Here is a 26,383-nt window from a genome sequence, read left to right on the forward strand (position 1 = left end):
ATTTACACCTCTATATTCATAATTTTCTTAGCTATAAAGTTAGCTATAAGTATTACTATAAGAGCAGCAGTACAAGCTATTCTTCCAGATATCGAACTTAATGGTGCCATAAAGTCTGGTGCTGATACTCTTAGAAAAAGAACTAATGCTATTGGTATTATTGATAAAACCTTTGCTTCAAACTTCTTACCTGCTATTAAGGTTTCTATTTCTTGCTTTATTTCTATTTTGTCACCTATTATTTGAGAAGAGTTTCTTATAACTTCTTTTAAGTTACCGCCTGTTCTTGTACAAGAGGTAAAAATATCTGCAAATGTTTCTACATCCTCTAGCCCACTTCTAACAGCTAAATCTTCTAAAGATTCTTCTATTGTTTCATTTCTATCAATTCTTCTTATGATATATTGAAGTTCTTCTAATATAAAACATTCTTTATCCTCTTCGTATATTATTTTCAAGTCATTATAACTATCTTTAAAAGCCATAGGTACAGCTTTACCTGCTGTCAAAGATGACGATATTGCATATAATGCTTCTTTGAATTGTACTAATAACTTGCTTTTTCTTTGTCGTATTATATTCTTTTTTTTGAATTTTGGGTAAATAAAACCAATCAAACTTATAGCTATAGCCCATGGTATACTATAATAGAATATATATCCTACCCCAAAACAAACAGCCATAGCTAGAAGGGACCACATTATATATTCTTGAAATTTCATATCATAAAAAGAATAATTTGGTAATAACCCGTTCCATTCAGGCTTCTTACTTTTCTTTTTTTCTTTTTTAGGTTTCTTTTTCTCCTTTTTGTCATCATTGTTATTTTCTATTAGTTCTTCAGTTTCTTCTTCTATTACCTCATATTCATATTGATTTTTTCTCTTTACAACCAATATTACTATAACGAAAATAGTAGCTATCACAAGTAAAGTAGCTATTAATATAATGATGGTACTGCTCATTTTCTCCCCCTTTTATATTTCTGTACTTAACCCTGCCATCTGGAATTTTTCAACATTTATCATCTTATTCTGTGTTCTCTTAAGACCACCTATGATTTTTCCATTTTCAGTTTCACCCTCTTCTTTAAAAGCATATAATGGATTTAAATGTATTCTTCCACCTTCATACCCAAGTACTTCTGTAATCTCTAATACCTTTCTACTCCTATCTCTTAATCTTCCTAAGTGAACTATAATATCTATAGCTGAAGCTATCTGCTGTCTTATTGCATCTATAGGAAAACTTGCCCCACATAAAACCATTGTTTCTAATCTACTAAGCATATCACCAGTTGAGTTGGCATGTCCTGTTGATAATGAACCATCATGACCTGTATTCATGGCTTGAAGCATGTCTAATGCTTCTGCACCTCTGACTTCTCCTACAACTATTCTATCTGGTCTCATTCTTAAGGATGACTTTATTAAATCTCTCATTGAGATTTGTCCTTTACCCTCAGTATTTGCATTTCTAGTCTCTAACCTTACTAAGTTATCAACATTTCTTATTTGAAGTTCTGCAGAGTCTTCTATAGTTATAACCCTTTCATCTCTTGGAATAAAGTTTGATAAAGCATTTAAAAAGGTTGTTTTACCTGACCCAGTTCCCCCACTTATAAATATATTAAATTTGGCTTTTACCATTCGTTCTAATACAACAGCTATATCTTCCGTTATAGATTTGAATTCTATAAGCCTTTCTATTGTTACTGGTTTATCAGGGAATTTTCTTATTGTTATTATAGGCCCATTTAAAGCTATTGGTGGAAGAACTATGTTAACTCTGGAGCCATCTTTAAGCCTAGCATCTACTATAGGTGATGATTCATTTACTACTCTATTTACATCTGAAACTATTTTTTGTATAAGATTCTCTAGCTTTTTTTTATCTTCAAATACTGTATTTAATTTTGTTATCTCACCATTTTTTTCTACAAATATATTTTCTGGTCCATTTATCATTATTTCTGTAACTGTCTTATCATCAACTAATGGTTGTAATACATCTAACTTTCTTATAGAGTTATATACTACATTTACTAGTTCCATTTTTTCAGAAACACTTATTCCTAAACCCTTTGTTCTTTTAAAAACTTCTTTTGATATAATTTCTCTAGCTTCATCATCAGATATATCTCTTTGTATAAAGCTATCTTCCCTTGTTATTGCATTTACCTCATCAATTATTTTTTGTCTTATTTCTTCATCCATAAAGCTCACCTACACTAATCTTAATTTTAATATAATATCTTGAATGGCTCTTGTAATATTTATATTTTCTTCTATTCCTTGTTCACCTGTTATACTTAATTTAATATCATAAGGAATAGCTTGTTCTATAGCTTTATGTTCTCTTTCTATAACACTAGGTATAGTATATTCAACATCTGTTCGTGCCTTATTTATTAATATATAATAGTTATCCATATTGTTTATATTATTCAAAAATATGTTAGTCTTAATAGTAGATGAACTGTCTTTTCCTATAGGAAATACTATATGATTTGATGAATTTAATATCATCTTATATTGTGAGTTAAATTTTGAACTTGTATCTACTATTATATAGTTAAACATTTTTAAATCTAACAAACTCTCAAGCATAAATTTTATATCATCTTTATCTAAATCTTCTATATCTAAAATACTTTCAGTTGGTGAAAAATATCTTATTGATGATGATTCATCCTTTAAGGAAAAGTCTACAAATTTCTTTCTTATATTATTATTTCTTTCTTTTATAGCAAAGATAAAGTCTGATAGGCCTGTTTCTTCCTCACAATTAAAATACAGTTCTGTTGATTGTACATCTTCAAGATTTAAATATAATACATCTAATCCTCTACTTGCTAACTCTTTACATAAACTTACTGCTAAAGTAGTTTTGCCAATTCCTCCGATTGGTGAATATACTGTTAATATTTTTGTACTTGTATGGTTTGAAACTACCCTTTCCAAGTTTTCTGGGCTTTGTTCTGCATATGCCTTAATTATGATTTCATATAACATAGAACCAGGTGTATATTTATTTATTAATGGATAATTCTCGAATACTCCTGCTTCTTTTGCTTCACCTAAAATAACCTTAGACTTTATATTATATTTTTTTATTTCATCAAAATATAAATCTTTATTTATAAGAACAATATCTATCCTTTTACCTGACTTTAGGTAATCCATAGCATATTCTTTGTTTGAAAACCCTGTTATATAGAATTTATCTCCATAATTATTATTAAAGTAAGTACTAACCCCTTTTATATATCTTTCATCATAATCAACTATTACCAAATTTATTTTTGCCATTATTCACGCCTCCTTATAAGCCTACTAAAAATATTTTCTTTTTCTCTTCTTCCTTCTATTATTACTAGGATTAAGGAAATATTATCTCTTTCTTTTCTATTTTTAACAGTTTGAACCATATTAATAGCTAAATCTTGTACTTCAGTATCATAATCTTCACTCTTTAATAATTTATCCAGCTCTATTTTCATCTCTTTTTCATTAAATTTGTTATAAAATCCATCACTACATAATAAAAAAGCCGCACTTTGTCCTATTTCTCCTATTTTCTTATAAACTACTATATTCTCTTTTGCGCCTACACACTGTAAAAGTATGTTTTTCATTTTGCTATTTTTTGCTTCTTCTATTGTCATCTCTTTATTTTTCACTTTCATTGCAACATAAGAATCGTCTTCTGTTTCTTGTATTACACGCTTGTCTACTCTATATATCCTTGAATCTCCAACATTAACTATGTAATATTTATTTCCAGATATAAATAGAGCTGTTACAGTGGTTCCTATTTTACTATTTATCTCTTTTGAATATTTATATATTCTTCTATTTGCCCTTAACAATGTTTCTTCTAAGGATTCTATTATGTCTTTATCTTCTTTTTTTATTAGATCTCCTACTTCATTTTCCCACCATTCTTTAAAGCATTTCACAGCACTTAGGCTAGCTATCTCCCCTTGAGATAACCCACCTAATCCATCACAAACTAAGAAAAGTCCAAATTCTTTCCCTTTATAATCACCAATTTCAACTAACACACTATCTTGATTTGTAGTCTTTGTATTTCCTATGTCACTTGCTACTCCTACATGAAACTTTAGGTTATCCATAAATAAAACTCCTTAATAGAACTTAAAAATATATTTTTCATTTGCGAAAGCTACTACATCATTCTCCCTAAGTGGATATTCACTATTACTACTTAATCTTTCGCCATTTATGAAAGTTCCATTTTTAGAATTTAAATCTACTAATACATAAGTGTCTCCAACTTTGATTATTTCGGCATGTACCTTTCCTACTGCTTTATTTAATATTGTATAATCAACCTGTGAGCTTAATCTTCCTAATCTAAACCTATCTTTTGATATATAGATTCTTTCAATTGCACCACCTTTATCTGCTAATAAAAATGGATAATTAGTACTTAATAACTCTGTCTCAAAAGCTGCCTCTGTTGATATTTCTCTTTTAGATAAATTTACTGATGGCGGATTGTTATTAACATTATTATTTGTATTATTATCTACATTGCTATTAATTTTTGCTTTCTTATCCTTTTTGTCTTTCTTATCTTTTTTATTATTTTGTATATCTTTTTCTTGTACACCCTTTACTTTTTTGCTTACCTTTACCTTTACTTTTTTCTTTTTATCTAAAGCTGATTTAGTAACTAGAAAGTCCAACGCTCCAACTAATAATACAGCTCCACCTTTTTCTGTTATTTCAAAATCAGTAATAAAAAGGAAGACGCTAACGCTTATTCCTATAAATAAAAGTTGCATTATTGCTGCAATTATTATATTTACTGTTTTATATACTTCTTTTACCTCTTCTACTACTTCTGTTTTAGTATTCCCTTTAGCACCCTTCCCAACTTTAGAGGCTAATTTATTACTTGAGTTATTCTGTGGAGATGATGTACCTATATTTGAAGAATTATTTCCATTTTGTCTTTGTCTATCTACTTGAGATATGCTGTTTGAACTATAATTTGAATTATTTAAACTATTCGAATTATAATTTAGATTTCCAGAATTTATGGCTTGTCTTGATTCAATAGGAGTACTTATAGTTTCCTTAGGTCTATATGTTACTTGTTGACTTGAACTACTAAGCTCATCAGTCAAAAAACTGTGAAATTCTCTAATAGTTACCCCTTGTTTCTTTATATAGTTTAATATTTTTTGTATATAATTATCTGATGTTTCTTCTTCTATATTAGCATAGTCTACTATAATTGATTTTATTAAATTTTTAAAATCTAGATTAACATCGTCTATATAGTTTTTTTCTATTGGTAAATATACATACTTTATTGAATACTTTTCTTCATCAATAAATATCTTGTCTCCATCTAAAATATAATTGTTACTTACTAAGTAGTGTTCCTCAGCTTCCAAAGCTCCTGTACATAAGTTATTTAAAACTTTTATAATTTTACTTTTGTTTAGTTTATTGTTAGAAAAAAATGTTTCTAGACTTACTAAACTTGTAGTATCATAAAACAATTGAATATCTAAATTAAATTGTCTTTTTTCTATACTTAATAAGCCTCCATCTTCTAGACTATTTATCATTTCTAATTGGAAGTCTATAATAGGCTCATTAGAAATAGTTGCAACTAGATAGCTTTTACTACTATTACTGTTACTTGAAAAATTAATTAAGCTATTTACCATAAAAAATCCCTCCATAATACTCTCTCCATTAAATTTTACCATTTATATTTTATTTTTACAATATATTAAAATTATGTATATGATATCTTAATAATCTTCATTTTTCTATTTATTGAAAAACATTATAATTTTTTAACTTTAAAAGATTACTTATTCTTATATAATTAACTATATAGACAAAAAAAGATGAAGAATATTCCTTCACCTTCTTATCTATATAATTAATTCAATTTTTTTATTTTATTACTTGGGACTTTCAGCTTATAGTAAAAGATACTTACCTTTGAACCATTCGATTTTGTATATACTCTTTTATAAACATCTACCATTGGCCTACTACCATCTAACGAAGTTTCTATTTCCCCTTGATAATTCGTTATCTCACTATCATAGGCAGATTTTCCATTGTGTCTAGCCTGAAATCTATAATATGTTTCTCCGTCATAGTCATATTTACCAACTGCAATATTATCAACTTCTTGAAGTTCATCTGTCTCATACAAACTTTCTTCAAATTGATCTGTTTTAGATATACCTAAATAAGAAAAATATTCTTTCCCTTTGAATACTTTTGCCTTTCTTTCGTTTTCTTCAACAGTATCTTCTATACAACTTACTATAAATTTAGCTCCTATAAATACTGAGAATATTAATACTATTATACCAATAGCTTTCCTACGATTTTCTTTTGAATTATTCTCTTCCTTGAAAGCTCCTTGCATATTTATTCTTTCAGAATGCTCATCATCAATATTATTTTTTTCCTTATATTTCTCATACTTTTCAGCAAAGGCTTCTTTTCTATATACCTCTCCCTTTGTTAATGACTCATTATGAAGAGGTCTTGGCTTTTTTCTAATGGATGCTATTTTAACTTTTGTATCCATTTTTCTTACTGATATATTAGAAAATTTCGGTTTTTTTACTTTAGATTTATTATAAGGTCCTTTTGTAATCTTTTTTATAGAAGGTTTGTCCCCCAAGTCCTATTCATCTCCCTTTTCACCAAATAACGGTGCATACATACAAATATTCTTTGTTATTTTTCCTCCAAGCCTTGTAAATACCCCTGCAAATTCTTCGTTAACAACAAATGCTCCTATAACAGGATATAAATTTTCTCTCCATTTATTATTACATACTTTAACCTTTGCTTTAACAGTTTCAGAGTAAATAAGCTCTTGAAAGACTACATCACTGTCAACAAAATTATTTATTTCACTAGATATTTTTACTCCTTCGCCCTCTCTACCGAGCATAGGCTTTACTACAAAATTTGCTGTATTCAAATCTCTATAATCATAACTTGTCAGTGGTATATATTTTTGTATTATTTCTGCTTCCTCTTTAGAATAAAAATTATATTTTAAAAGTTCATATATGGCTGAAAAAAAACCTTTTGATTGTGATATTATAGATTGCAATGGATTTAAAGATATAACCTTTTTATTAAACATAGGTAAAACTTTTTTCATTTCATCATCTTGATTAAACCAATCTAAAGGGAAGTATCTATACATTGCATCTATTTTTCTTCCATAAACATAAACTTCTTCTCCTCTTACCTCTAAATCATATATGTTTCCAATTATAAGCTCACATTCAGGGAACTCTTCTTTTAACACTTCAAATATACCTTTCATAGTATAAAAATCTTCATAATAAGTTGTCCCCAATATAGCTATAGTTTCTACTTTGATTTCATTTTTATATTTATTTATTATATTTCGAGCATTAACCTTTAACTTCTCTTTTAAAACTTTGTTTGGATCTATAAGCTCATTATTTGCTTTTATCTCATTAAAGTATTCACCTTGTATATTTATAGCTTCTATTATCCCTGCTGGTGTCTCCGAATTTATTTCTAACACCTTTAAATTTCCGCATTTATCAATGATAAAGTCCATTCTTCCTATAAAACAAAGCTCTCTAAACTTTTCTTGATTTAAAAATTCTTTTAAGTCCTCAATAGCTAAAATTTCTGAAAAGACTTCTAGATTTGCTTTTATTGCATTTTGAGTCTTTAAAAATATCTTTGCTAGACTATCTGTTGCATAACTTAACTCTCTAAGCTTTTTTTCACTTATAGTAACTACATTTACACTTAAATAGTCATAATTTTTAACATACGCTCCTGAGAAACCATATTCTATCAATGCCTTTGATTTTATTCTTTCTAAAGCTTCTACTGATATTTCTGAAAGTCTAATTTCTCTATCTTTTAAACCTATAGGTGTTATGAATGTAGTATCTTCATCAGTTAAGTAATCTGCATTCCACCTTATTAAATTTCCTATCACCTTGTCACAGCCTAAAAATATTCCATAATTTCCAAAACTCTGTATTTGATGTTTAAATCCACCATTATCACAAATTACAACTTCATCTTCTATTTTTTCAAAACTTTGCAATATAAAGGGTTTCTCATTCATTATTTTTTCAACATAATTCAGACTTTCTTCCCATTCCTTTTCATTATGAAGCATACCTATAAATACATCTATTGAATATCTACCAAAAACAGGCTTGATAACAAAACTATTTTTATTTTTTCTAGCCTTTTCTAGACAATATTTATCAAGTATTTCAGTATAAGGCAAATATTTTAACACACTCTCTCTTTCTTCCATACTAAGTCTATCATCCTTAGTAAGCACAAGTTTCCAAAGATATGCATAAAGACTTTTACTTTGAGCAAGTATTGCTCTTGGATCATTAAGTATCAATATTTTGCCTAATTCATGTAATTTAATCATTTCCTTAAAACAAGTACATTCATACATAAATTCTGTTGGATAAAGCCTAATTACAACATCTATATTTTTATTAAAAGCTTTTAAAGTATCTTCTTCAATATATAGATTAGTAGGACCAGTTAGGATTATATCTAAATCAACCTGTTTATTTTCGCTTTGAAACATCTCTTTTAAAAATATACCTAAATGCGTTTCCTCATACTTGGATGGTGCTGTCAAAAAAGCTATATTAAACCTTTGCTTATCTTGAAATCTTCCTTTAAGAATTCTAATTAAAGCTTCACTTAAATTTTTTCTAAAATTTAAAGTTAATTGCTCACCATAACCCTGTTCTTCCATAAGTGCGCATTCTCTTTGTGCACAAGGTTTATCATAATTAAACTCACTATAAAATATTCCATCTTCTTTAAAAAATCCATCATATCTAGTCCATAAGAACTCTGGTAATTCTGATTGCATATTTAGTATTTCATTTCTAAAAGGGAATTCTGGTATGTATTTTTTATAATCATTAAATTCTGTATTTATTCCCCTTACAACCTTCATAACTAACTTATGAAGCTTCTCTGAACTTTGTATAAATTCTTCACCTTGTTTTTTATCTATAAAATGTGGCTCTAACGTATAAACCTGTTTAGTTCTTGTTGTACTAACCACATTATAATCTAATAATAAGTTCATAATTTGCTCCTACATTAATATATCCCAAATCACTTTGGTACTAATAAAAATCATTTTAATAATAATTAATAAGTTTGATAGCTCAACCCATAAAAAAATTGAAATTAAACTATAATACTCAGTTTCCAACCTTATCTAACTTGAGGAGCTATCCATATGTGATGAAGAATAACTATATACACCTTTGTCACCAGTTGTCCAAGATCTCCAACTATCCCCTGAAAAACTTCTTCCAGTATATACATAAGAGCCACCTGAGCTTTCATTTGGAAATAAAAAAGGTACTTGTCCTGTTCCGTGATAAGCATCTCCCTTTTCAAATTTCTTAGCTACTTCCTCATAAAATTTCTCTTGTTTAGCCTGGTCAGTTTCATCTGCAATTGCAACTCTTTGTACTAGCGTTCCTTCTTGATAAAGTGGACTTGCAGTAACAACTGCAGCTGCTACCGATAAGGCTAATGCCCTCTTTTTAAATTTTTCATCCAAACCTTCCACATCCCTTTATTCCTTAGAACCTATTGGTTCATTTATTATCTCTACAAATATATTTTCCTTTTTAAGATATTCTACATAGTCCGTCAAATCTTCCTTTAATTTATCCACTGAGATTACAACAACTCTATTTATACCTAAATCATTTAAAATCTCTACTGGTGGTAATTCCTCTTCTGTAAGTTCATATTGATTATTGTAATAAATTCTTTTGTCAAATTCAGTTTCTAAATATCTATCTTTATCTAGCATAAAAGCATAAGTTGAATCCTTAAGTTCTTTTAATTCATAGCTATATTGTATAAGCTTGGATATAAAAATTTTTGAGCCTACTATCCCGAAATCATGTGATATATGATTAAATACTAAAACCGGTTTAATTCCTAAATCATTGTTTAAAATTAAGGCTGTTTCAATGCTTTCTAGTAGTGGTAAATCAAAAATATATATAGTTTTTTTATAACTTAATTTATCTTTTAAAGCTAATACACTATTTTTAATTTCATTTGAAGGATATACTTCTTCTAACTCAAAATCTTCACATTGTTTCAATGATGCTATTGGTGTAGTTTTAAAATAACATTCAAAATACCTTAAATCTTTTCTCCAATTATCATAAACTTCGTATAAATTAACTTTTGATTTCAACATAATATCTGATTACTTATATGTTACTGCAAATACTTTTGTTAAATTTATAATATGTGTATATCCGCTAGTATCATGAAGTGTTAAATAGTCACCATCTCTGTTTATCTCTTTAATTTCCACTGAAACATCTGGAGTCTCCTCATTGTATGCTCCTAAACTATTGTAAATATAACATTGCTCAAACGCTATCATAAAAATTCCTCCTAATAATATTAAATATTTCCAATTATATTATATTACAAAGCTTTTTCTTTTACTATTAAAACAACCTTAAACTATATTATATTTTTTTCTTTTTAATTTTAAAAAACTTTATAAATAGTTTTTTATTTAACTATTTATAAAGCTCTTTATTATTCTACATCTATAACTTGTTCATCTAAAACAAACTTATTTATCATTTTTGCCACACCTGAGTTTACATTTGTATCTGTTACATAATCCGCAGCTTCTTTTACTATGTCCATAGCATTTCCCATAGCTACTCCAAGTCCCGCATATTTAATCATACTTATGTCATTCTCACTATCTCCTACACAGATTACTTCTTCTCTTTTTATCCCCAACATTTCTGCTAATCTTTCTGCTGCTTTTCCTTTTGAGGTTCCAGCTGCCATTACTTCAAAATTATTATCCCATGAACTTACAACTTCTAAATCTTTATACTTACTTATTTCTTCTTTCGCCTGTTGTAATTTTGGTTTGTCTTCATTCTCTATAGCTATTGCCTTTAATATTTTTCCTTCATATTCTTCAAATATTTCTGGAAAATCTCTACCTTCTACAAATTTTATCCTTACATCCTCTGGTAATTCTCTATTTGAAATCTTATAAGCATGAGTTTCAGGAATTTTAATTTCCGAAATTACTGTATCACATGTATTAAAATAAGTTAATAAACCATATTTTTTTGTAACTTCATATATTTTAAACATTTGTTCTTTACTAAGTGTCGATTTATATATTACTTCTTCTCTATCCTTTTCCCTTATATATGCACCATTTGATGATATAATAGGTGCTTTTACCCCTATTATATTTGAGTAATGACTAGCTGATGTGAATAGTCTTCCAGTAGTTATTGCTATTTTTACACCTTTTTCAGTAGCCTTCTTTAATGCTAACCTATTTTCTTCACTAACATCATGTGCATTACTTAAAAGTGTTCCATCCATATCAATGCAAATTAATTTGTACTTCATAATATCTTCTCCCTTCGCTTCTACATCTTTTATACTACATATCACTTTTATTATAACAAAATAGATGTGGTTTTACCCACATCTATTTTTAACTTCACTAAATTATCTAATAATATTTTATAAACTTTTATTATAAGTCGTCGTCAAATACCTTAATAAAAGCTGATAAACATTTTAAATCTTAGATTTAATCAATGTAACCTATTTTCTAAAAATATGATAAATAAAACATTATTTATTATATTCTTAAGCCTTCCAAAGTCCATGTATATTACAATATTCTCTTACAGCTACTATTTTTTCATCAATTTTAAATGTAGCTTCTGGTTTTTCACCTGGTTTTAAATGCTTTCTATATACTGCTGATTCAGTTATAACTTCTATCCATTCTATATAGTGTTCTTCTTGCATTGGATGTTCTATTGAACCTACAGCTACATGAACTCCACCTTCTACCTTAGTAACTACTGGTACATGCTTTTCTTTTGCTGCATCTACTACATTTTCTTCCTTTAGGCTCATTGGTTTACCACAACAAACTAAAGTTCCACCTGCTGGATGTGCTACCTCAACTATATTTCCACATAATTCACATCTGTAAATTTCATTTATTTTTGACATTTTAAAATCCTCCTTTAAATTTAAATCCTTTTTAGTTTTTGTTTTTTATATATTTATATACTTAATTTTAAATATTATTTAATAATTATTATTTGTTATATTTAAATTATATATTATATATTTTAAAAATTCAATAGTATTTTTTATTTTTTTTGAAATACTATAAATATATTAAACTCAATTAATCTATATTTAAGATATATTAACCTTAACTTTTATTAATAACCTATGGAGGAGTGATTATAATGAAAAAAAATAATAATAATATAACTAATAAGCAAAACACTATATATCCACCAGACGATAGAGATTTTGGTGCTCCATCAGTTGAAGACCTAAAATCTTATTCCCCCTCTGGAGACTTTACTATGTTGCCAAATCCAGCTACTGATCCTATCGTAGCTAATAATATATCTAATGTTGAATTTGATTATACTGAAGATTCTATATTAGATACTTCTGAAACTAGTTATAAAACACAGACTTCTAAGCACTCAAAAAAATCTAAAAAATAAATTAAAGACAAATATTCAATATATTTATACTATTGGATATTTGTCTTTATTATATTTAGCTTTTTAATAATATTCTCATTCTGATTTTCTTTATCTTAATACCCTTCTTGCTGCAACATAGTGATATATTGGTCCTACTACTACACCTTCCCTTGAATTAGCAGCATGAATCACTTGACCATTTCCCCAATATATAGCTACATGTCCTGGTGCTGAAGCTGAGCCTCTTTCAAAAACTAAATCTCCAGGTTGCAATTCATTATATGATATTGGTGTTCCCTGATTTATTTGAGTATAAGTAGTACGAGGTAAGCCATAGCCAAAATGTCCAAATACATAAGCTGTAAAGCCAGAACAATCAAAACTGTCTGGTCCATTTCCTCCAGTTACATATCTACGTCCAACAAATTGTGATGCATAATTTAATATTGCATTAGAACTAGCATTTCCAGCCCCTCCTCTGCTTAGCATCTCTGTTCTCTCACTTTGTTGTATAATTGATTTAGCCTTTTCAATAGCATTTACTACATCTGTTTCTACAGCAGGGCTCTTAATCTGAGTTCTAATATTTCTTAACGCATCTCTAACATTTTTTAAATCATTAATTGAACTATTAGAATTATTCACAGCATCTATCAAAGGTTGTACCATAGGTCTCTCAACGCCCTCCAAGTTTACCTCTATTTTACTCTTTTCTGCATTTAATTGATCTATCATAGGCTGCTCTTCAGCCTTTCTCTTGTTAAACTCTTCAATTTTAGCTTTATTCTCATTGTTAAGTTTGTCCAATTCTTCGTTCTTTACATTTAACTTTTTAATTTTATCATCCAATTCACCTTTTTTAGAGTTCAAATCACCAATTATTTTATTATCAAGATTGATAACCTTTTCAACTGCTTCAAATTTTGAAATTAAATCACTAACACTAGTTGCACTTAATAAAACACATAAATAATTTTCTACCCCTCTAGTTTTGGAAAGAGATTTTATTCTATCACCTAAAATATTCTCTTTTTCTTTAAGTTCTACTTTTAGTTTATCTACTTGTTTTTCAGTGAGTTTTATTTCATTTTTATATTTCTCTATTTCATTATTATTTTTTTCTATTTCCGAATATACTAATTCTAGTTGATCTGTTAAGTCATCCATTTGTTTTTGTAAACCTTTAATTTTAGAATTTACATCATCTAATTTTTTAGTTTCTTCTACCTTTTGTTTTTCTTGCTCATCTGTTAGTGGAGTAGCACTTACTTTAATTCCCGTTCCAAAAATTAGACTTATTGCAAGTACTAATGAAGTTATTTTCTTTCTCATTATTTAGATGCTCTTGTAATATACTCTTTTATACAAGAACTCCCTCCTCCTTACATATTTTGAGTCCAACACAATAATTATAACATTAAATCAATTAATTACCAATAAGTAAAATGTTAAAAATTTGTGTACTAAATATAAATGGATAATTTATCTAAATATATCTAATAACATAAAATTTGCCATTTCCAGATTTATATAGTTTTTAATAAATACTATACATCTATAACTTCTAAGGTAATCTATATTTTCGAATAATTCAAATATAGAAAATTGATTAAAACTTATATATAAATACTGTTTATTATAAATTGAATATTTAACCTAGTTAGAGATGGTACTTAAACTCCATCTCTAGCTAAGTTACATTTTTATACTTTTACTAAAACATCATATTTTTCATTTGTTCCATAAGGAATGTATTCTCCTTCAAAAGGTACTCCATCTAAATATATCTCTTTTTTAGTACCTTTATAGCTGTTCTCAACTTTTATATTATATTCTGCTCCTTTATACTTATAATTTATTTCAAACCCTTCCCAAGAATTTGGAATACATGGAGTTACATTAAAACCTTTTCCATAATGAGTTCTAAGTCCTAATATATCTTCTATTCCGACTTTATAGAACCATCCAGCTGCTCCGGTGTACCAACTCCACCCACCTCTTCCAGCATGAGGTTCTTTTATATAAACATCGGCTGCTATTACATAAGGTTCAACCTTATATTTTTTTGCCTGTAACTCTGAACTTGTATGGTTTATAGGATTTATCATATTGTAATACTTCAAAGCCTTATCGCCTAAACCCAGTTTTGCAAATGCCATGATAACCCATACCGCTGCATGTGTATATTGACCTCCATTTTCCCTAACGCCAGGAACATAACCTTTTATATATCCTGGTTCTAACTTTGAGTTATTGAAAGGAGGTGCTAATAATAAAATAAGACCTAAATCTTCTTTTACTAGATTTGTTTCAACTGCCTCCATAGCTTCTTTTACTCTTGAAGGCTTACCTGCACCAGATATGATAGACCAACTTTGAGATAATGAGTCTATTGAGCATTCATCGTTTTGAACTGACCCAAGAGGTGTTCCATCATCAAAATATGCTCTTCTATACCATCCTCCATCCCAAGCATTCTTCTCTAAATTTTCTTGCAAAAATACTTGTAGTTCTTCATATTTTTCTAAACTTTCCTTATCTTCTTTGTAACTACAAATCGATTTAAACTTCTCTAAAATATCATATAAGAACCAACCAAGCCATACACTTTCACCCTTACCTTCATTTCCTACTGTACTCATACCATCATTCCAATCTCCACTCCCCATTAGAGGAATGTTATGAATACCAAAGTTCAAACCCTTATTTAATGCCCTTATGCAGTGATCGTAAATAGTACCATCTTCTCTAGTTTCATCAACTATTGTGTATCTTTCATCTTCTCCATCCTCTAAAGGTGAATCTTTTAAATAAGGCATTCTTTCTTCCAAGATACTATAATCTCCAGTCCTTCTTATATATTCTCCTACTGCATATGGCATCCATAATAAGTCATCTGAAAATCTAGTTCTTATTCCACTATTTACAACAGGATGCCACCAATGTTGTACATCCCCCTCTTCATATTGTCTCGCCGCATTTGTTAAAATCTGACTTCTTGTAAATTCGCTATTAAGCAATCCTAATGATAATGAATCCTGAAGTTGATCTCTAAATCCATAGGCTCCTCCAGATTGATAGAACGCTGTTCTTGACCAAAATCTGCAACTTAGATTTTGATACATAAGCCAACCATTAAGCATATGATCCATAGATTTGTCTGGAGTCTTAACCTTTATACTTCCTAAGAAATCATTCCAGTATTTCTTAGTTCTTTTTAACTCCTCTTCTATATAATTTATATCATTGCTGTTTTGTATTATTTGCTTTATCTTATCTAGATTTTCATTCTGACCTAAAACTACGACTATAGTTTTAGTTTCACCCTTTTTTAACTTAATTTTTGTAGCTGTAGCTAAACATGATGGGATTCCTCCACCTGATACATTAGAAAGTTCATCTTCATTTAAAGCTAATGGATAATTCACTGTATTTTCTCTACCCAAAAACTCTAATCTGTCACCTGTGAAACTTTCATTTTCTCCACCTACTATTTTTAGGTAAGCTTTACCTTTTCCAAAGAATTTACTATATGGATTATGTCCCCAGATGAATTTTTCCTCATTTTCTATATGAGTACTTATATAGCTTTCACTATGCTCTTTAACTACTCCAAGTACAAGGTCTGCATAATAAAATGCTGTTAACTCTCTTTCTTCATCTAATAGATTTTCTAATTTCACTATGTAATATTTAACAGACTCATCCATAGGACAAAAACATGTTAAATCACCCTTTATCCCGTCTACTTTATGAGTAAAATTTGAATAACCAAAACCATGTTCTATAATATATTCTCCATTATCTCTTAATGGTTTTGGAGTTATTGAAAAACTCTTTTTCTGTTTGTCATCCCTTATATATAGTGCTTCTCCTAAAGTATCTCTAATCCAATCATTGCTCCATGAAGTTATTTTATTCTCCCTCGAATTTCCCTGCCAAGTATATGAAGCTCCTGATTCAGATATATGAAAACCAAAATTATTATTTGATATTACATTTACCCAAGGTGCCGGTGTTTGCTCACCATCTCTTAATATTATTTTGTAAGTATTATCTTTAGTAAAACCACCATATCCATTGAAGTAATCCAATTCTTGTTTTATAGAATCAAATTCATATGTATTAAATTCTGAATTACTAGCCTCATTAATTATACTCTGCTCATCTACATGACTTCTTTTGTTTCTATTAGCTGAAGTTTCATTAAAGGTTTTTTTGCTAATCTTATTCTTATCTTTAAGCTCCTTATGTCTATCTGAAACATCAAAATCTTCATCAGAATCTTTATTTAATTTAATTCCACTTTGTTCTAAAAGACTTCCATTTTCAGCATAGAATACTAATCTTGATATAGCTATAATAAAGTCTCTTATCTCAGCAGACATAGTTGTCTTTGAGTGAAGAAAAATACCACCCGGCTTATTCCAATTTTCTCTATCTAATGACCCATTTATAACTTCAGTAATTCCACCTTGTACTGGATTATGGTAAGAGGTTTCCTCATCATTATAAATAACTAGATCATATTTTATACCTTTATTTCTAAGGTAAACATGAAGCGAAATAAGATTCCTTACTAAATCAATATTTTCAACAGAATCGATTAAAAGTAATACTATAGGTAAATCCCCTGATATTCCATAACTCCATAAATCACACTGATGCTTATTTATCTCCTCTATATATGAGCTTCTTTCTTTTCTAAGAGGACTTAAAAATAATATATTTGATGCTATAGATTGATATAGATTGGCTTGGAAGGTCTTTATCCCCATATATTTCAACTCTATTAAAGTCCTTTCCTTGCTTCCTTTAAATACACTATCTATATATGTTTCATGTTTTGCTTTATTTGCTATACTAACAGCCTCTTCTCTATCATCAGCTATACCTGTTATAAAACTTACAGTAACTTTACTCTCTGCTGGTATATTTACTCTAGCCCTTAAAGCTATTATTGGATCTAATACTATTCCTTGAGTATTTTGAAGGGTAGCATCATTATCCATAGCTCTTGGATTTATTAAATCTCTGTTTCTACCAATAAAGTTAACTCTTGATGTTTCATAACTTAAAGAGCCAACTAACTCACCCTCTATAAATGCAGTTTGAAATACAAATGGTTTCTTTTGACCTTTAGCTCTTGGTCTCCTATTTGCAAGTATTACTTTATTGTGTTCATCATATTCAGTTATTATAAATAAATTTGAGAATGTTGGATGAACCACATCTGAACTATAAGTAGCAAGAGTTACCTCCATATAACTTGTTAGTTCTAAACATCTATTACTTGAACTATTATTTTTTAAAGTTAGCTTTCTTACCTCTAAATTATCTTCATCACTAACCCCTATTTCCGTAGTGGTTTCTATATTTCCATCTTTTCTATAGAACTCTCCTTTATTTAATACAAACTTAACATCTTCTTCATCAGGAGTTACTCTAGTAGGTTCAAAAGTATTGCTCCAATATTCATTTGAATTTAAATTCTTTATATATATGAAATTTCCATAACCCTCTTGAACTACGTCTTCCCTCCACCTGTAAATCATCATCTCATCCTTTTTAGAATATCCACATCCTGAATTTGTTAATACTGTTGAATATACTCCATTAGATAATGCAAGGACATTAGGACTTTCAGTTATGAAAGGATAGTTTCTTTCAAACATAACATCAGTTTGTGGCTTCTTTTCTGGAAGATCTATTTGGTTTTCTCTTGAGAATGTTATTTCTCTCTTAGTCCTTTCTTGAAGTAAAACTTCATAAGCCTTTACTTCTACAATAGAGTGAAACCTTTTTTGAAGTATATTATCATTTAAAAAATTATCTAATGCCATAAATGACATACCTTCATGATGTACCATAAAACATTCTACTACAGCCTTATCTTTTCCCTTTGGTATACGCTCTTCTGTAAAGTCTATAGCCTCATAAAAACCATATCTCCCCAACATACCCATCTTCTTAAATTCTTTTAGGTTGCCTATTACATCATTTGGCGCAAAACTAAGCGCCATAACAGAAGCATATGGTGCTACTACAAGTTCATCAACAAGACCTCTTTTTAATCCTATACCTGGTATACCAAAAGCCTTATATTGATAATTCATAGATATATCAAAATGATAAAAGGCTGATTCTGATATTCCCCAAGGAATTTTTCTCTTTTCAGCATAATTCTTTTGAGCTTTTATTACTGATCTATAAGTTGTATCTAATAATGTATTTTTATAACTCTTCATAATAAGTGGTGGCATAAAATATTCAAACATAGTACCGCTCCAAGATACTAAGCTATTTAATGAAAATGTATTAGTCATTGCCCTTCCAAGCTTAAACCAATGATCTTTGTTTATATCACCTTTTGCTATTGATACAAATGAAGCTGTTCTAGCCTCTGACGCTAATAAATCATAATAACTATTTCCTAATGTATCATTTTCCATATCATACCCTATAGAAAATAGTTCCATATCCTCATTGTATAGAACTGTGAAATCAGTTTCTTTTACCATCAAATCTAATCTATTTATAAGTAAATTTATTTCTTTATTTAATTCCTCTATCTCATATACCTTAAGTTCTTTATCTTTATATCTATTGACTTGTAATAACTTATTTTCACATTCTTTTTTTAGCTTATTAGTCCAATAGATATTTTCTTTTTCATAATTTTCTTCTATACTTTTTATTTTTTCTAATATTGAATTTAAAATATTTATAGTTACTACATCTTCATCGGTTTCATTTATTTTTGTTCTTTCATCTTCAAAAAACTCTTGATTAAGCTCTTCTTTAACTAAATCTAAAGTATCTAGTAATGCTACATAGTTTTTCTTTGATCTTATATTACTTTTTAATGAGTCTCTTAAAGCTTCTCTTATAACCCAAAGGTAACTTACTAAATTGCCACTATCAACTGTAGACACATACCTTGGATGTAATGGATTTTTAGTTTTTGTATCATACCAATTTAATAAATGTCCATGATATTTTTGAAGACTATCTATACTGTCTAATTCTTGTTTTAATCTTTCTATTACCTCTGAAATGTGAATATAACCTAAATCATAAGCAACTATATTTGACATAAGCCCCATCCCAATGTTAGTAGGTGATGTTCTGCATGCTAACCCATTATTAGGATTACTTTGATAGTTATCTGCTGCTAAATAATTATTTTCTTTATTAACAAAGTCTTCATAATAAGCCCATGTTCTTCTAGATATATTTCTTATAAAGTTTATATCATCTTTTTCTATAACTATAGTCTCTTGCTGTATAGGTTTTGATATCTCATTTGCTATAAATGGACTAAATATCCAAAGTAAACTTATTGGAATATTTATTATTCCAAGCTCTAATCCTTTAACAAAACTTATTATAAGTAGTCCCAAGCCAATTACTGATCCAACCCACATAAATCTAATATAAGAAGAAAGACCAGGCTTATGACTTTTTTCAACTTCTTCAGCAGTTTTCCATTTCAGCATATTCCTTTTGGATATGATTAACCTATAAAGTGTAGTAAAAATTGCATCTAACATATCTTTACATTGATTTGGTATAAAACTTATTATGTAAAATATCTGTCTCAATGTTTTGAAACTACCTATAAATATGTTTTTAGGAGTTACTACTAAATCTGTAATGTTAAACAATATTGGTATTGCTACAGCAACTAAAGCTATAAAGCTTAAATTAAGTACATTCGAATATACCATAGCAAATACATACATACATATAACTATAGATGGTGCTAATAGGCTTCTTCTCAGGTTATCAAATATCTTCCATTTAGATAAAGTATTTAAATCCTTACTATTAATCCAAGGTAGTAATTGCCAATCCCCTCTTACCCATCTATGTAATCTCTCTGCACTTGCCTTATAAAAAGCTGGATATCCATCTATAAGCTCAATATCAGTAACCAATGCACATCTTGTATACGCTCCTTCTAATAAATCATGACTCAAAACCCTATTCTCTGGTATTTTATCTTTTAATGTATTATAGAATAAATCTATATCTATAATTCCTTTACCTGTAAATATACCTTCTCCAAATAAGTCTTGATATGTATCTGAAACTGCAGTAGTGTAAATATCTATTCCTGTCTCACCTGAAAACACTTTTGAAAATAATGTTTTATTTTTAGCTTCAACATCTACGCTTATCTTAGGCTGCATTATACCATAACCTCTTATAACCTTACCCTGTTTATCCATAACCCCTCTATTTAAAATATGCCCCATTGCCCCGATGAGTCTCTTACCTGTATCTAAGCTTAATCTTGTATCTTCATCTAAAGTTATTATGTATTTTGCATCTTTTAAATTTTCTATGGAGTAACTCTTTATGTTATAACTATTCATTTCTCCCTTAAGTAGAGCCATAAACTCCATTAACTTACCTCTTTTTCTCTCCCACCCCATCCAAGTATTTTCACTTTCATTAAATTTTCTTACCCTATTAAAAAAATAAAAATGTGGATTTCTACTGTAGCCATACTTTTCATTTAAGCGTTCCGCTTCTTTTATTCCTCTTCTATTGATAACTTCATCTAATAGATTTTTTTCAACATCACTATCTTTAAAATCTGCTAAAATAGCAAAATAAATGTTTTGATCTTTATTACTTATATAATAAGTTTCCAACTTCTCCATTAGGTTAACTACCTTAGTTTCATTTTGAACCATAGCTGGAATAACTACTATAGTTTTATTTTCTTTTCCTATCCCCTTGCTTAAATCTAACTTTGGAATAAAGCTAGGTTTTATGAGTTTACCTGTGCTCCAATTGACAAGGGCTGTAACAGCTTCACTTATTGGTACAAATAATATAAGAGCTAAAAGCACCCACTTCCACCACGCTATAGGCCCATTTATACCATATATCCAAAAGCCTATAATAGCTTCTACAAATAATGTAGCTAGCAAAATCAGAGTTATATAAAGGCCTGCATCAACATTACTAGTAAAAAACTTATCTTTCCTTGAAAGAGCCCCAAAACTCTTCTTAATTTCATCTACACCATCATCTATAATGTAATATCCAACATGGGATTTATATTCTTCATCCTTAAGTCCCTTGCTTAAAGTACATAATGATAATATTTTCTTGGTAAGCTCTACTTCACTTATATTTATTCTTTTTGCAAGAACTTCTATATTATGTCTATAATGATCCTTAGTTTCAAAATCCATTTTATTATAAATGCCACTAGGATCTTCCTTCAAAAGTTTTTCTACCTTTGATATTTTCGCAAAAACAAATTTCCACTCACAACTTGAAATAGTCCTTAAAGATGTTATATACCTTCCTATAGAAACTTGGAGTTTTCCTTCATGTTTGTGTTCCAAATATACCGCATCTTTTATCCCTTCTGCATCAACTTTTGATGTTATCCATTCATAAATAGATTCATCATTTACAGAATTATCTCTAAGTAATCTTATTAATTTTTCAACTATTTCTGGAGAGAGTTTCTCATAAGTTGAATTAAGGCTACTAATTACTTCGTCTAATGTATTTTTTTTACTATGATAAGCTTCTATTAATATATCAGCTATTTTATCTGCTTTCTTTTTTTCTCCTTGTATATATCCAAGTTTCTCACATATTATTGATAGTTTTTCTATAATATTAATTCTAAGCATTAATGGTAATGCCCATAACTCGCCTAAAGTTAGTTCATCTCCATTTTTATAATTATTTATAAATATTATAAGTTTTTCTATATCTACCTTACCTTCATTAATCTCTATATATTCATGAGCTAAGCTGTAAATTCTAGGCCAAGAAATTTGATTTTCATCTTTATTTGAAGTTTTAACTACAACTTCTGCTAATGGCAAATTTTCAAAGTAGCTATAAGGCATATTCTTCTTTATAGTCTTATATTCCTTTTCTATTAAATATATATTATCTAATAACCATTCAGCGGCTGTTACTACTTCAAATCTATCTCTTGCCTCACTATTTATAAACTCATAATTGTTGAGTATTTTTTCATAACTAAAGTTTAAAGCTTTTAATACTATCTTTCTTGAGTTTATTGATTGCCTTACACTCATCTAAGTCACCCTTCCTTAATTTTCATATACTCATGTAGCTTATTTTCCCCATAAAAGAAATTATTATTCTTTTTAGTTATAAGTGAGAATCTAAATTTTAAATTTAGTTATTCGAACCTGAGTAACTCTTAAAATTTTAATTTGCTTAGTATGAACCCACTCTGTAATAGTACTCATTTGAATATATATGGAAAGGAATTTTCTTTATTAATAAAAGTTTTTTTATCTTTCTCCTACAATATATTTTGTTATTATATGAAATTTATACTGTATCTAGTATGTAATATATTAAAAAATATTATATAAGTTTTTAATATTAAATCTTAATTTATTAATTAAAAATATTACTGATTTATCTTCTTTTAAATGAATGTATAAATTAATTTCTGAAATTAAACTGCCATCAATAAATTTATTAACTAAGTTTGAAAATTAAATAAAGATAATAATTAATAAGTAAATATAATTCATGATATTTTAAACACAAAAAATTAAGGCTACCAAAAAACTTTCGTTTTCAGTAACCTTACATCTATATATTCTTTTTTATTTTCACTTTCTAATTATAATTTATAAAATTCTTCAAATGATTTTATAACATAATAATGATCCTTAACTGCCCCCAGCTCTCTTATTGAATGCATGCCAAGTATTGGTGTTCCCATATCTACTGACCTTATATTTAAGTGTGTTGATGATATTGGACCTATAGTTGATCCACCTCTTAAATCTGATCTATTTACAAACTTTTGAACTGGAACATTAGCTCTTTTGCATATCTCTTCATAAACAGCTAGCGAATCACTATCTGTAGTATAACTTTGAGAAGCTGCTATTTTTATAACAGGACCTCCATTTAAAATCGGTCTTATAACAGGGTCATGTTTTTCTGAAACATTTGGATGTACTGCATGAGCTAAATCTGCCGATATTAAAAATGACTTTGATAATGCTCTAAAGAAATCTTCTCTACCTTTTCCTTGACTTACTAATATTCTTTCTAATAAACTTGCTAAAAGACTAGAATCTGCTCCTTGCTTTGTAGCACTCCCTACCTCTTCATTATCAAAACAAACTAATATATTAGTAGCCTTATTAACTTTAGTATTTGTTATTGCCTCTAATCCAGCATGTACCATACTTAAATCATCTAATCTTGATGAAGAGATAAATTCTTCATTAATTCCCATTAAACAACCTTTTTCATATTCATATGGGAATAAATCAAAATCTATTATATCTTCTTCCTTTACTTTTAATTCCTCAGCTATTAACTTTAATATATAATTTTCTTTTTCTAACTTCTGACTTAATAAACCTAATAAAGGTAGACAGTCTTTTTGCCTATTTATTTTAAAACCTTCATTTATATCCCTATTCATATGTATTGCTAAATTAGGTATTATTAATAAAGGTTTGTTTATGTTTACCAACTTCATTTCAGGAAATAGTGGATTATTAGATCTTAAAGCCACTCTTCCAGCTAAACTTAGTGGTCTATCAAACCAAGTACTTAATATCGGTCCACCATAAACTTCAGTATTTAACTTTATATATTTTCCTTCTGCTAATACTTCAGGATTAGGCTTTAATCTGAATCCTGGGGAATCAGTATGAGCTCCTATTATCTTAAACCCATCTTCTTCTATTTCTCCATCACCTATTACAAAAGCTATAATAGCTGAAGAATTTTTAGTGACAAAATATTTTCCGTTTTTCTCTAGCTTCCAAGCTTCATATTCTTGTAGCTCTTTAAAACCTTTATCTAATAATCTACTCTTTGTAGTTTCAACTGCATGAAAAGCAGTTGGGCTTTTATATATAAAATCTATAAGATCCCTAGCTATAGTTTTTTCCATCTCTTATTTCACCCTCTTTAGAATTTTTAATTATAAGTTCTTAAATTATTTCCTATTACCACTAATAAAATTACAACATATAGACTAATATTTAATATAATCGCCCTTTACATATCCTTCTTTTTCACCAACATTAGTTTCAAATATTATATTAACCCATCCGTTATTTATTCCTTTTACTTTAACATTTGCATTTGGTAACAAGTATCCAATAGGTAAATTATTTATTCCTGGTCCTGTTCTTACATTTAGATTGGTAGAAACATTTACTACAACACCTTTTTTATAACCATCATCTTTTGGTTTATCTTTTTCTACTGTATTGCTTGGGGAAAGCTTCTTAATATATGCCTTATTTGCATAGCCTATTTTACCATTATAATTTACCTTATACCAATCTCCACTTTCTCCTATAATATCTAATTCTGAATCATTAAGGGCATAAGCAACCACTGAATATCCTGTTCCTGCACCTTGCCTTATGTTTAAATTTGTTGATACGTTATATATTCTTCCCTTTTGTTTATCTGAATTATTAGTATTATTTGCAGTATTTGAATTATTAGTATTATTTGTACTTTGAGAAGGTGGTTTATTAGCTGAATTATTATCTATAACTCTTACAAATTCAGATTTAACAAATCCAGTTCTATTTCCTGAAAATATTATATTATACCAACCACTTTCTTCATAATTGATTTTTACTGAATCATTATTTTTCAAATAACCTATTACTAATGCTGACTTTGAAGCAGCACTTCTTACATTAAGGCTTGTCTCTACATTTACTATATTACCAGCTTTATTTAAATTTGTATTTGGTTTCGTTTCTGGTTTTTCTGTATTGTTTGTTTGCTGTTCACTCGTTGAGCCATTTGTAATCTTAACATAACTTTTACTTATAAAACCATATTTTTTAACTCCATTTGATATGTAACTGACTTTATACCAGCCATTTGATTCTCCATAAATCTCTACATAAGAATTAGCCTGTGTATAGCCTACAACATTAGAACTTCCACTTGCATTTTCTCTTATATTTAATCTTGTCGATACATTTATGATTTTACCCGTTGCTACTTGCTTTATTTCTTCTCCACCATTAGGATTAGATGTATCAACGCTAGATATAACATTTTTAAAGTATGTCCATAATTGAGGCTTGTCTTTTATCATCATTTTAGGACAAATCTTACCTGAAGCATCATAATGCCTTACTACATGATCTGCTGGTATATTATATTTAGCCATAAGATATTTGGTTAACGCTATACCATTTTCTAGAGTTTTGTTAAAATCATTTTCCGGATTTACACAAAGTTCTATAGCTATAGTTGTTGAATTGTTTATCTCTTTATTATTTCCATCACCTACATGCCAACCTCTCCAAGTATTCTCTAAAACTTGTATTATATTATTTTGGTCAACAGTATAGTGTGCTGAAGCTAAAGCTTCAGGATGATTAGCAAAATAATCTCTATTTGCCTTCGCATTAGCTCCAAAAGATCTATTATCAGTATCGTGAATTACTATATATTTAGGTACTATAGTAACACCTTTTGAATAATTAATATTTATCAATTGTTTGTTTACTTTTATTCCATTTAAAATAGGCGTTTCTTCTTGTGTTGCTTGTTTAAGATTTTTATCTATGGTTTTATCATTTTTTTCTGTAGCATTAGCTATAACTTCTTCACTAGCCACTACATTAGCTGCTATAGTAGATGCTATAATAACTGCTGATATCGCCTTTTTTTTCATAATATTCTCCTTAAAATTACTATATATTCAATTATACCACTAATTTTGTAAAGTCAAATATCATTAATTGA

General features: G+C 28.5%; 17 protein-coding genes. 1 reads left to right on the top strand and 16 read right to left on the bottom strand.

All coding sequences use genetic code 11. The features are described from left to right. Positions 1-2: 2 nt before the first annotated feature. The 12 genes from BUB01_RS16710 to BUB01_RS16765 form a co-directional block, all read right to left on the bottom strand. Positions 3-965, bottom strand: a complete 963-nt coding sequence (locus tag BUB01_RS16710; RefSeq protein WP_242958425.1) for a type II secretion system F family protein — start codon at positions 963-965, stop codon at positions 3-5. A gap of 12 nt (positions 966-977) precedes the next feature. Then, positions 978-2,216, bottom strand: coding sequence for a TadA family conjugal transfer-associated ATPase (locus BUB01_RS16715; protein ID WP_072990634.1), 1,239 nt, complete (start codon positions 2,214-2,216; stop codon positions 978-980). A 9-nt stretch (positions 2,217-2,225) separates the two neighbouring features. Continuing rightward, the gene (locus BUB01_RS16720; protein WP_072990637.1) at positions 2,226-3,311 is read right to left on the bottom strand and encodes an AAA family ATPase; all 1,086 of its coding nucleotides are present in this window, start codon (positions 3,309-3,311) and stop codon (positions 2,226-2,228) included. Further along, positions 3,311-4,138 carry a PP2C family protein-serine/threonine phosphatase gene (locus BUB01_RS16725; RefSeq protein WP_072990640.1) on the bottom strand — a complete coding sequence of 276 codons (828 nt, stop codon included), beginning with the start codon at positions 4,136-4,138 and terminating at the stop codon, positions 3,311-3,313. The genes BUB01_RS16720 and BUB01_RS16725 overlap by 1 nt, the downstream gene beginning before the upstream one ends. A 12-nt stretch (positions 4,139-4,150) precedes the next feature. Next, the gene (locus BUB01_RS16730) at positions 4,151-5,725 is read right to left on the bottom strand and encodes a DUF6382 domain-containing protein (RefSeq protein ID WP_072990644.1); all 1,575 of its coding nucleotides are present in this window, start codon (positions 5,723-5,725) and stop codon (positions 4,151-4,153) included. A gap of 206 nt (positions 5,726-5,931) precedes the next feature. Then, positions 5,932-6,693, bottom strand: coding sequence for a hypothetical protein (locus BUB01_RS16735; RefSeq protein WP_072990649.1), 762 nt, complete (start codon positions 6,691-6,693; stop codon positions 5,932-5,934). A 3-nt stretch (positions 6,694-6,696) separates the two neighbouring features. Next, positions 6,697-9,147: a glutathionylspermidine synthase family protein gene (locus tag BUB01_RS16740; protein WP_084108914.1), complete on the bottom strand. Its 2,451-nt coding sequence runs from the start codon at positions 9,145-9,147 to the stop codon at positions 6,697-6,699. A 135-nt stretch (positions 9,148-9,282) separates the two neighbouring features. Further along, positions 9,283-9,633 (bottom strand): hypothetical protein, encoded by a 351-nt coding sequence (locus BUB01_RS16745; protein ID WP_143152522.1) that lies wholly within the window; start codon positions 9,631-9,633, stop codon positions 9,283-9,285. Positions 9,634-9,648: 15 nt separating this feature from the next. Then, a complete protein-coding gene (locus BUB01_RS16750; RefSeq protein ID WP_072990657.1) occupies positions 9,649-10,290 on the bottom strand; it encodes a hypothetical protein in 642 nt (213 codons plus the stop codon). Positions 10,291-10,299: 9 nt separating this feature from the next. Then, the gene (locus tag BUB01_RS16755) at positions 10,300-10,482 is read right to left on the bottom strand and encodes a hypothetical protein (RefSeq protein ID WP_072990661.1); all 183 of its coding nucleotides are present in this window, start codon (positions 10,480-10,482) and stop codon (positions 10,300-10,302) included. Positions 10,483-10,643: 161 nt separating this feature from the next. After that, positions 10,644-11,492, bottom strand: a complete 849-nt coding sequence (locus BUB01_RS16760) for a Cof-type HAD-IIB family hydrolase (protein WP_072990663.1) — start codon at positions 11,490-11,492, stop codon at positions 10,644-10,646. 246 nt (positions 11,493-11,738) lie between these two features. Further along, entirely contained in the window at positions 11,739-12,113 is a 375-nt protein-coding gene (locus tag BUB01_RS16765; RefSeq protein ID WP_072990666.1) for a desulfoferrodoxin, read from the bottom strand. Between the two features lie 245 nt (positions 12,114-12,358). Here BUB01_RS16765 and BUB01_RS16770 point away from each other — a divergent pair, with 245 nt between their 5' ends. Beyond that, entirely contained in the window at positions 12,359-12,628 is a 270-nt protein-coding gene (locus BUB01_RS16770) for a hypothetical protein (RefSeq protein ID WP_072990669.1), read from the top strand. 90 nt (positions 12,629-12,718) lie between these two features. Here the strand turns inward: BUB01_RS16770 and BUB01_RS16775 are convergent, their stop codons facing one another. From BUB01_RS16775 to BUB01_RS16790, 4 genes are all read right to left on the bottom strand, one after another. After that, complete coding sequence (locus BUB01_RS16775; protein WP_072990672.1) at positions 12,719-13,942, bottom strand: C40 family peptidase; 1,224 nt, start codon at positions 13,940-13,942, stop codon at positions 12,719-12,721. Between the two features lie 371 nt (positions 13,943-14,313). Continuing rightward, on the bottom strand, positions 14,314-22,692 hold the full coding sequence (locus BUB01_RS16780; protein ID WP_072990675.1) for a glycoside hydrolase family 94 protein: 8,379 nt from the start codon (positions 22,690-22,692) through the stop codon (positions 14,314-14,316). A gap of 563 nt (positions 22,693-23,255) precedes the next feature. Continuing rightward, positions 23,256-24,551: a M18 family aminopeptidase gene (locus BUB01_RS16785; RefSeq protein WP_072990678.1), complete on the bottom strand. Its 1,296-nt coding sequence runs from the start codon at positions 24,549-24,551 to the stop codon at positions 23,256-23,258. Positions 24,552-24,635: 84 nt separating this feature from the next. Continuing rightward, on the bottom strand, positions 24,636-26,312 hold the full coding sequence (locus BUB01_RS16790) for an N-acetylmuramoyl-L-alanine amidase (RefSeq protein WP_072990682.1): 1,677 nt from the start codon (positions 26,310-26,312) through the stop codon (positions 24,636-24,638). Positions 26,313-26,383 lie beyond the last annotated feature (71 nt).

It is taken from the genome of Clostridium cavendishii DSM 21758 (assembly GCF_900141845.1).
Taxonomy (GTDB): domain Bacteria; phylum Bacillota; class Clostridia; order Clostridiales; family Clostridiaceae; genus Clostridium_AG; species Clostridium_AG cavendishii.

Excerpts from the sequence above, each read along its gene's own strand:
- BUB01_RS16710 (WP_242958425.1), bottom strand. The coding sequence starts at position 965 with ATGAGCAGTACCATCATTATATTAATAGCTACTTTACTTGTGATAGCT.
- BUB01_RS16715 (WP_072990634.1), bottom strand. The coding sequence starts at position 2,216 with ATGGATGAAGAAATAAGACAAAAAATAATTGATGAGGTAAATGCAATA.
- BUB01_RS16720 (WP_072990637.1), bottom strand. The coding sequence starts at position 3,311 with ATGGCAAAAATAAATTTGGTAATAGTTGATTATGATGAAAGATATATA.
- BUB01_RS16725 (WP_072990640.1), bottom strand. The coding sequence starts at position 4,138 with ATGGATAACCTAAAGTTTCATGTAGGAGTAGCAAGTGACATAGGAAAT.
- BUB01_RS16730 (WP_072990644.1), bottom strand. The coding sequence starts at position 5,725 with ATGGAGGGATTTTTTATGGTAAATAGCTTAATTAATTTTTCAAGTAAC.
- BUB01_RS16740 (WP_084108914.1), bottom strand. The coding sequence starts at position 9,147 with ATGAACTTATTATTAGATTATAATGTGGTTAGTACAACAAGAACTAAA.
- BUB01_RS16750 (WP_072990657.1), bottom strand. The coding sequence starts at position 10,290 with ATGTTGAAATCAAAAGTTAATTTATACGAAGTTTATGATAATTGGAGA.
- BUB01_RS16755 (WP_072990661.1), bottom strand. The coding sequence starts at position 10,482 with ATGATAGCGTTTGAGCAATGTTATATTTACAATAGTTTAGGAGCATAC.
- BUB01_RS16760 (WP_072990663.1), bottom strand. The coding sequence starts at position 11,492 with ATGAAGTACAAATTAATTTGCATTGATATGGATGGAACACTTTTAAGT.
- BUB01_RS16765 (WP_072990666.1), bottom strand. The coding sequence starts at position 12,113 with ATGTCAAAAATAAATGAAATTTACAGATGTGAATTATGTGGAAATATA.
- BUB01_RS16770 (WP_072990669.1), top strand. The coding sequence starts at position 12,359 with ATGAAAAAAAATAATAATAATATAACTAATAAGCAAAACACTATATAT.
- BUB01_RS16775 (WP_072990672.1), bottom strand. The coding sequence starts at position 13,942 with ATGAGAAAGAAAATAACTTCATTAGTACTTGCAATAAGTCTAATTTTT.
- BUB01_RS16780 (WP_072990675.1), bottom strand. The coding sequence starts at position 22,692 with ATGAGTGTAAGGCAATCAATAAACTCAAGAAAGATAGTATTAAAAGCT.
- BUB01_RS16785 (WP_072990678.1), bottom strand. The coding sequence starts at position 24,551 with ATGGAAAAAACTATAGCTAGGGATCTTATAGATTTTATATATAAAAGC.
- BUB01_RS16790 (WP_072990682.1), bottom strand. The coding sequence starts at position 26,312 with ATGAAAAAAAAGGCGATATCAGCAGTTATTATAGCATCTACTATAGCA.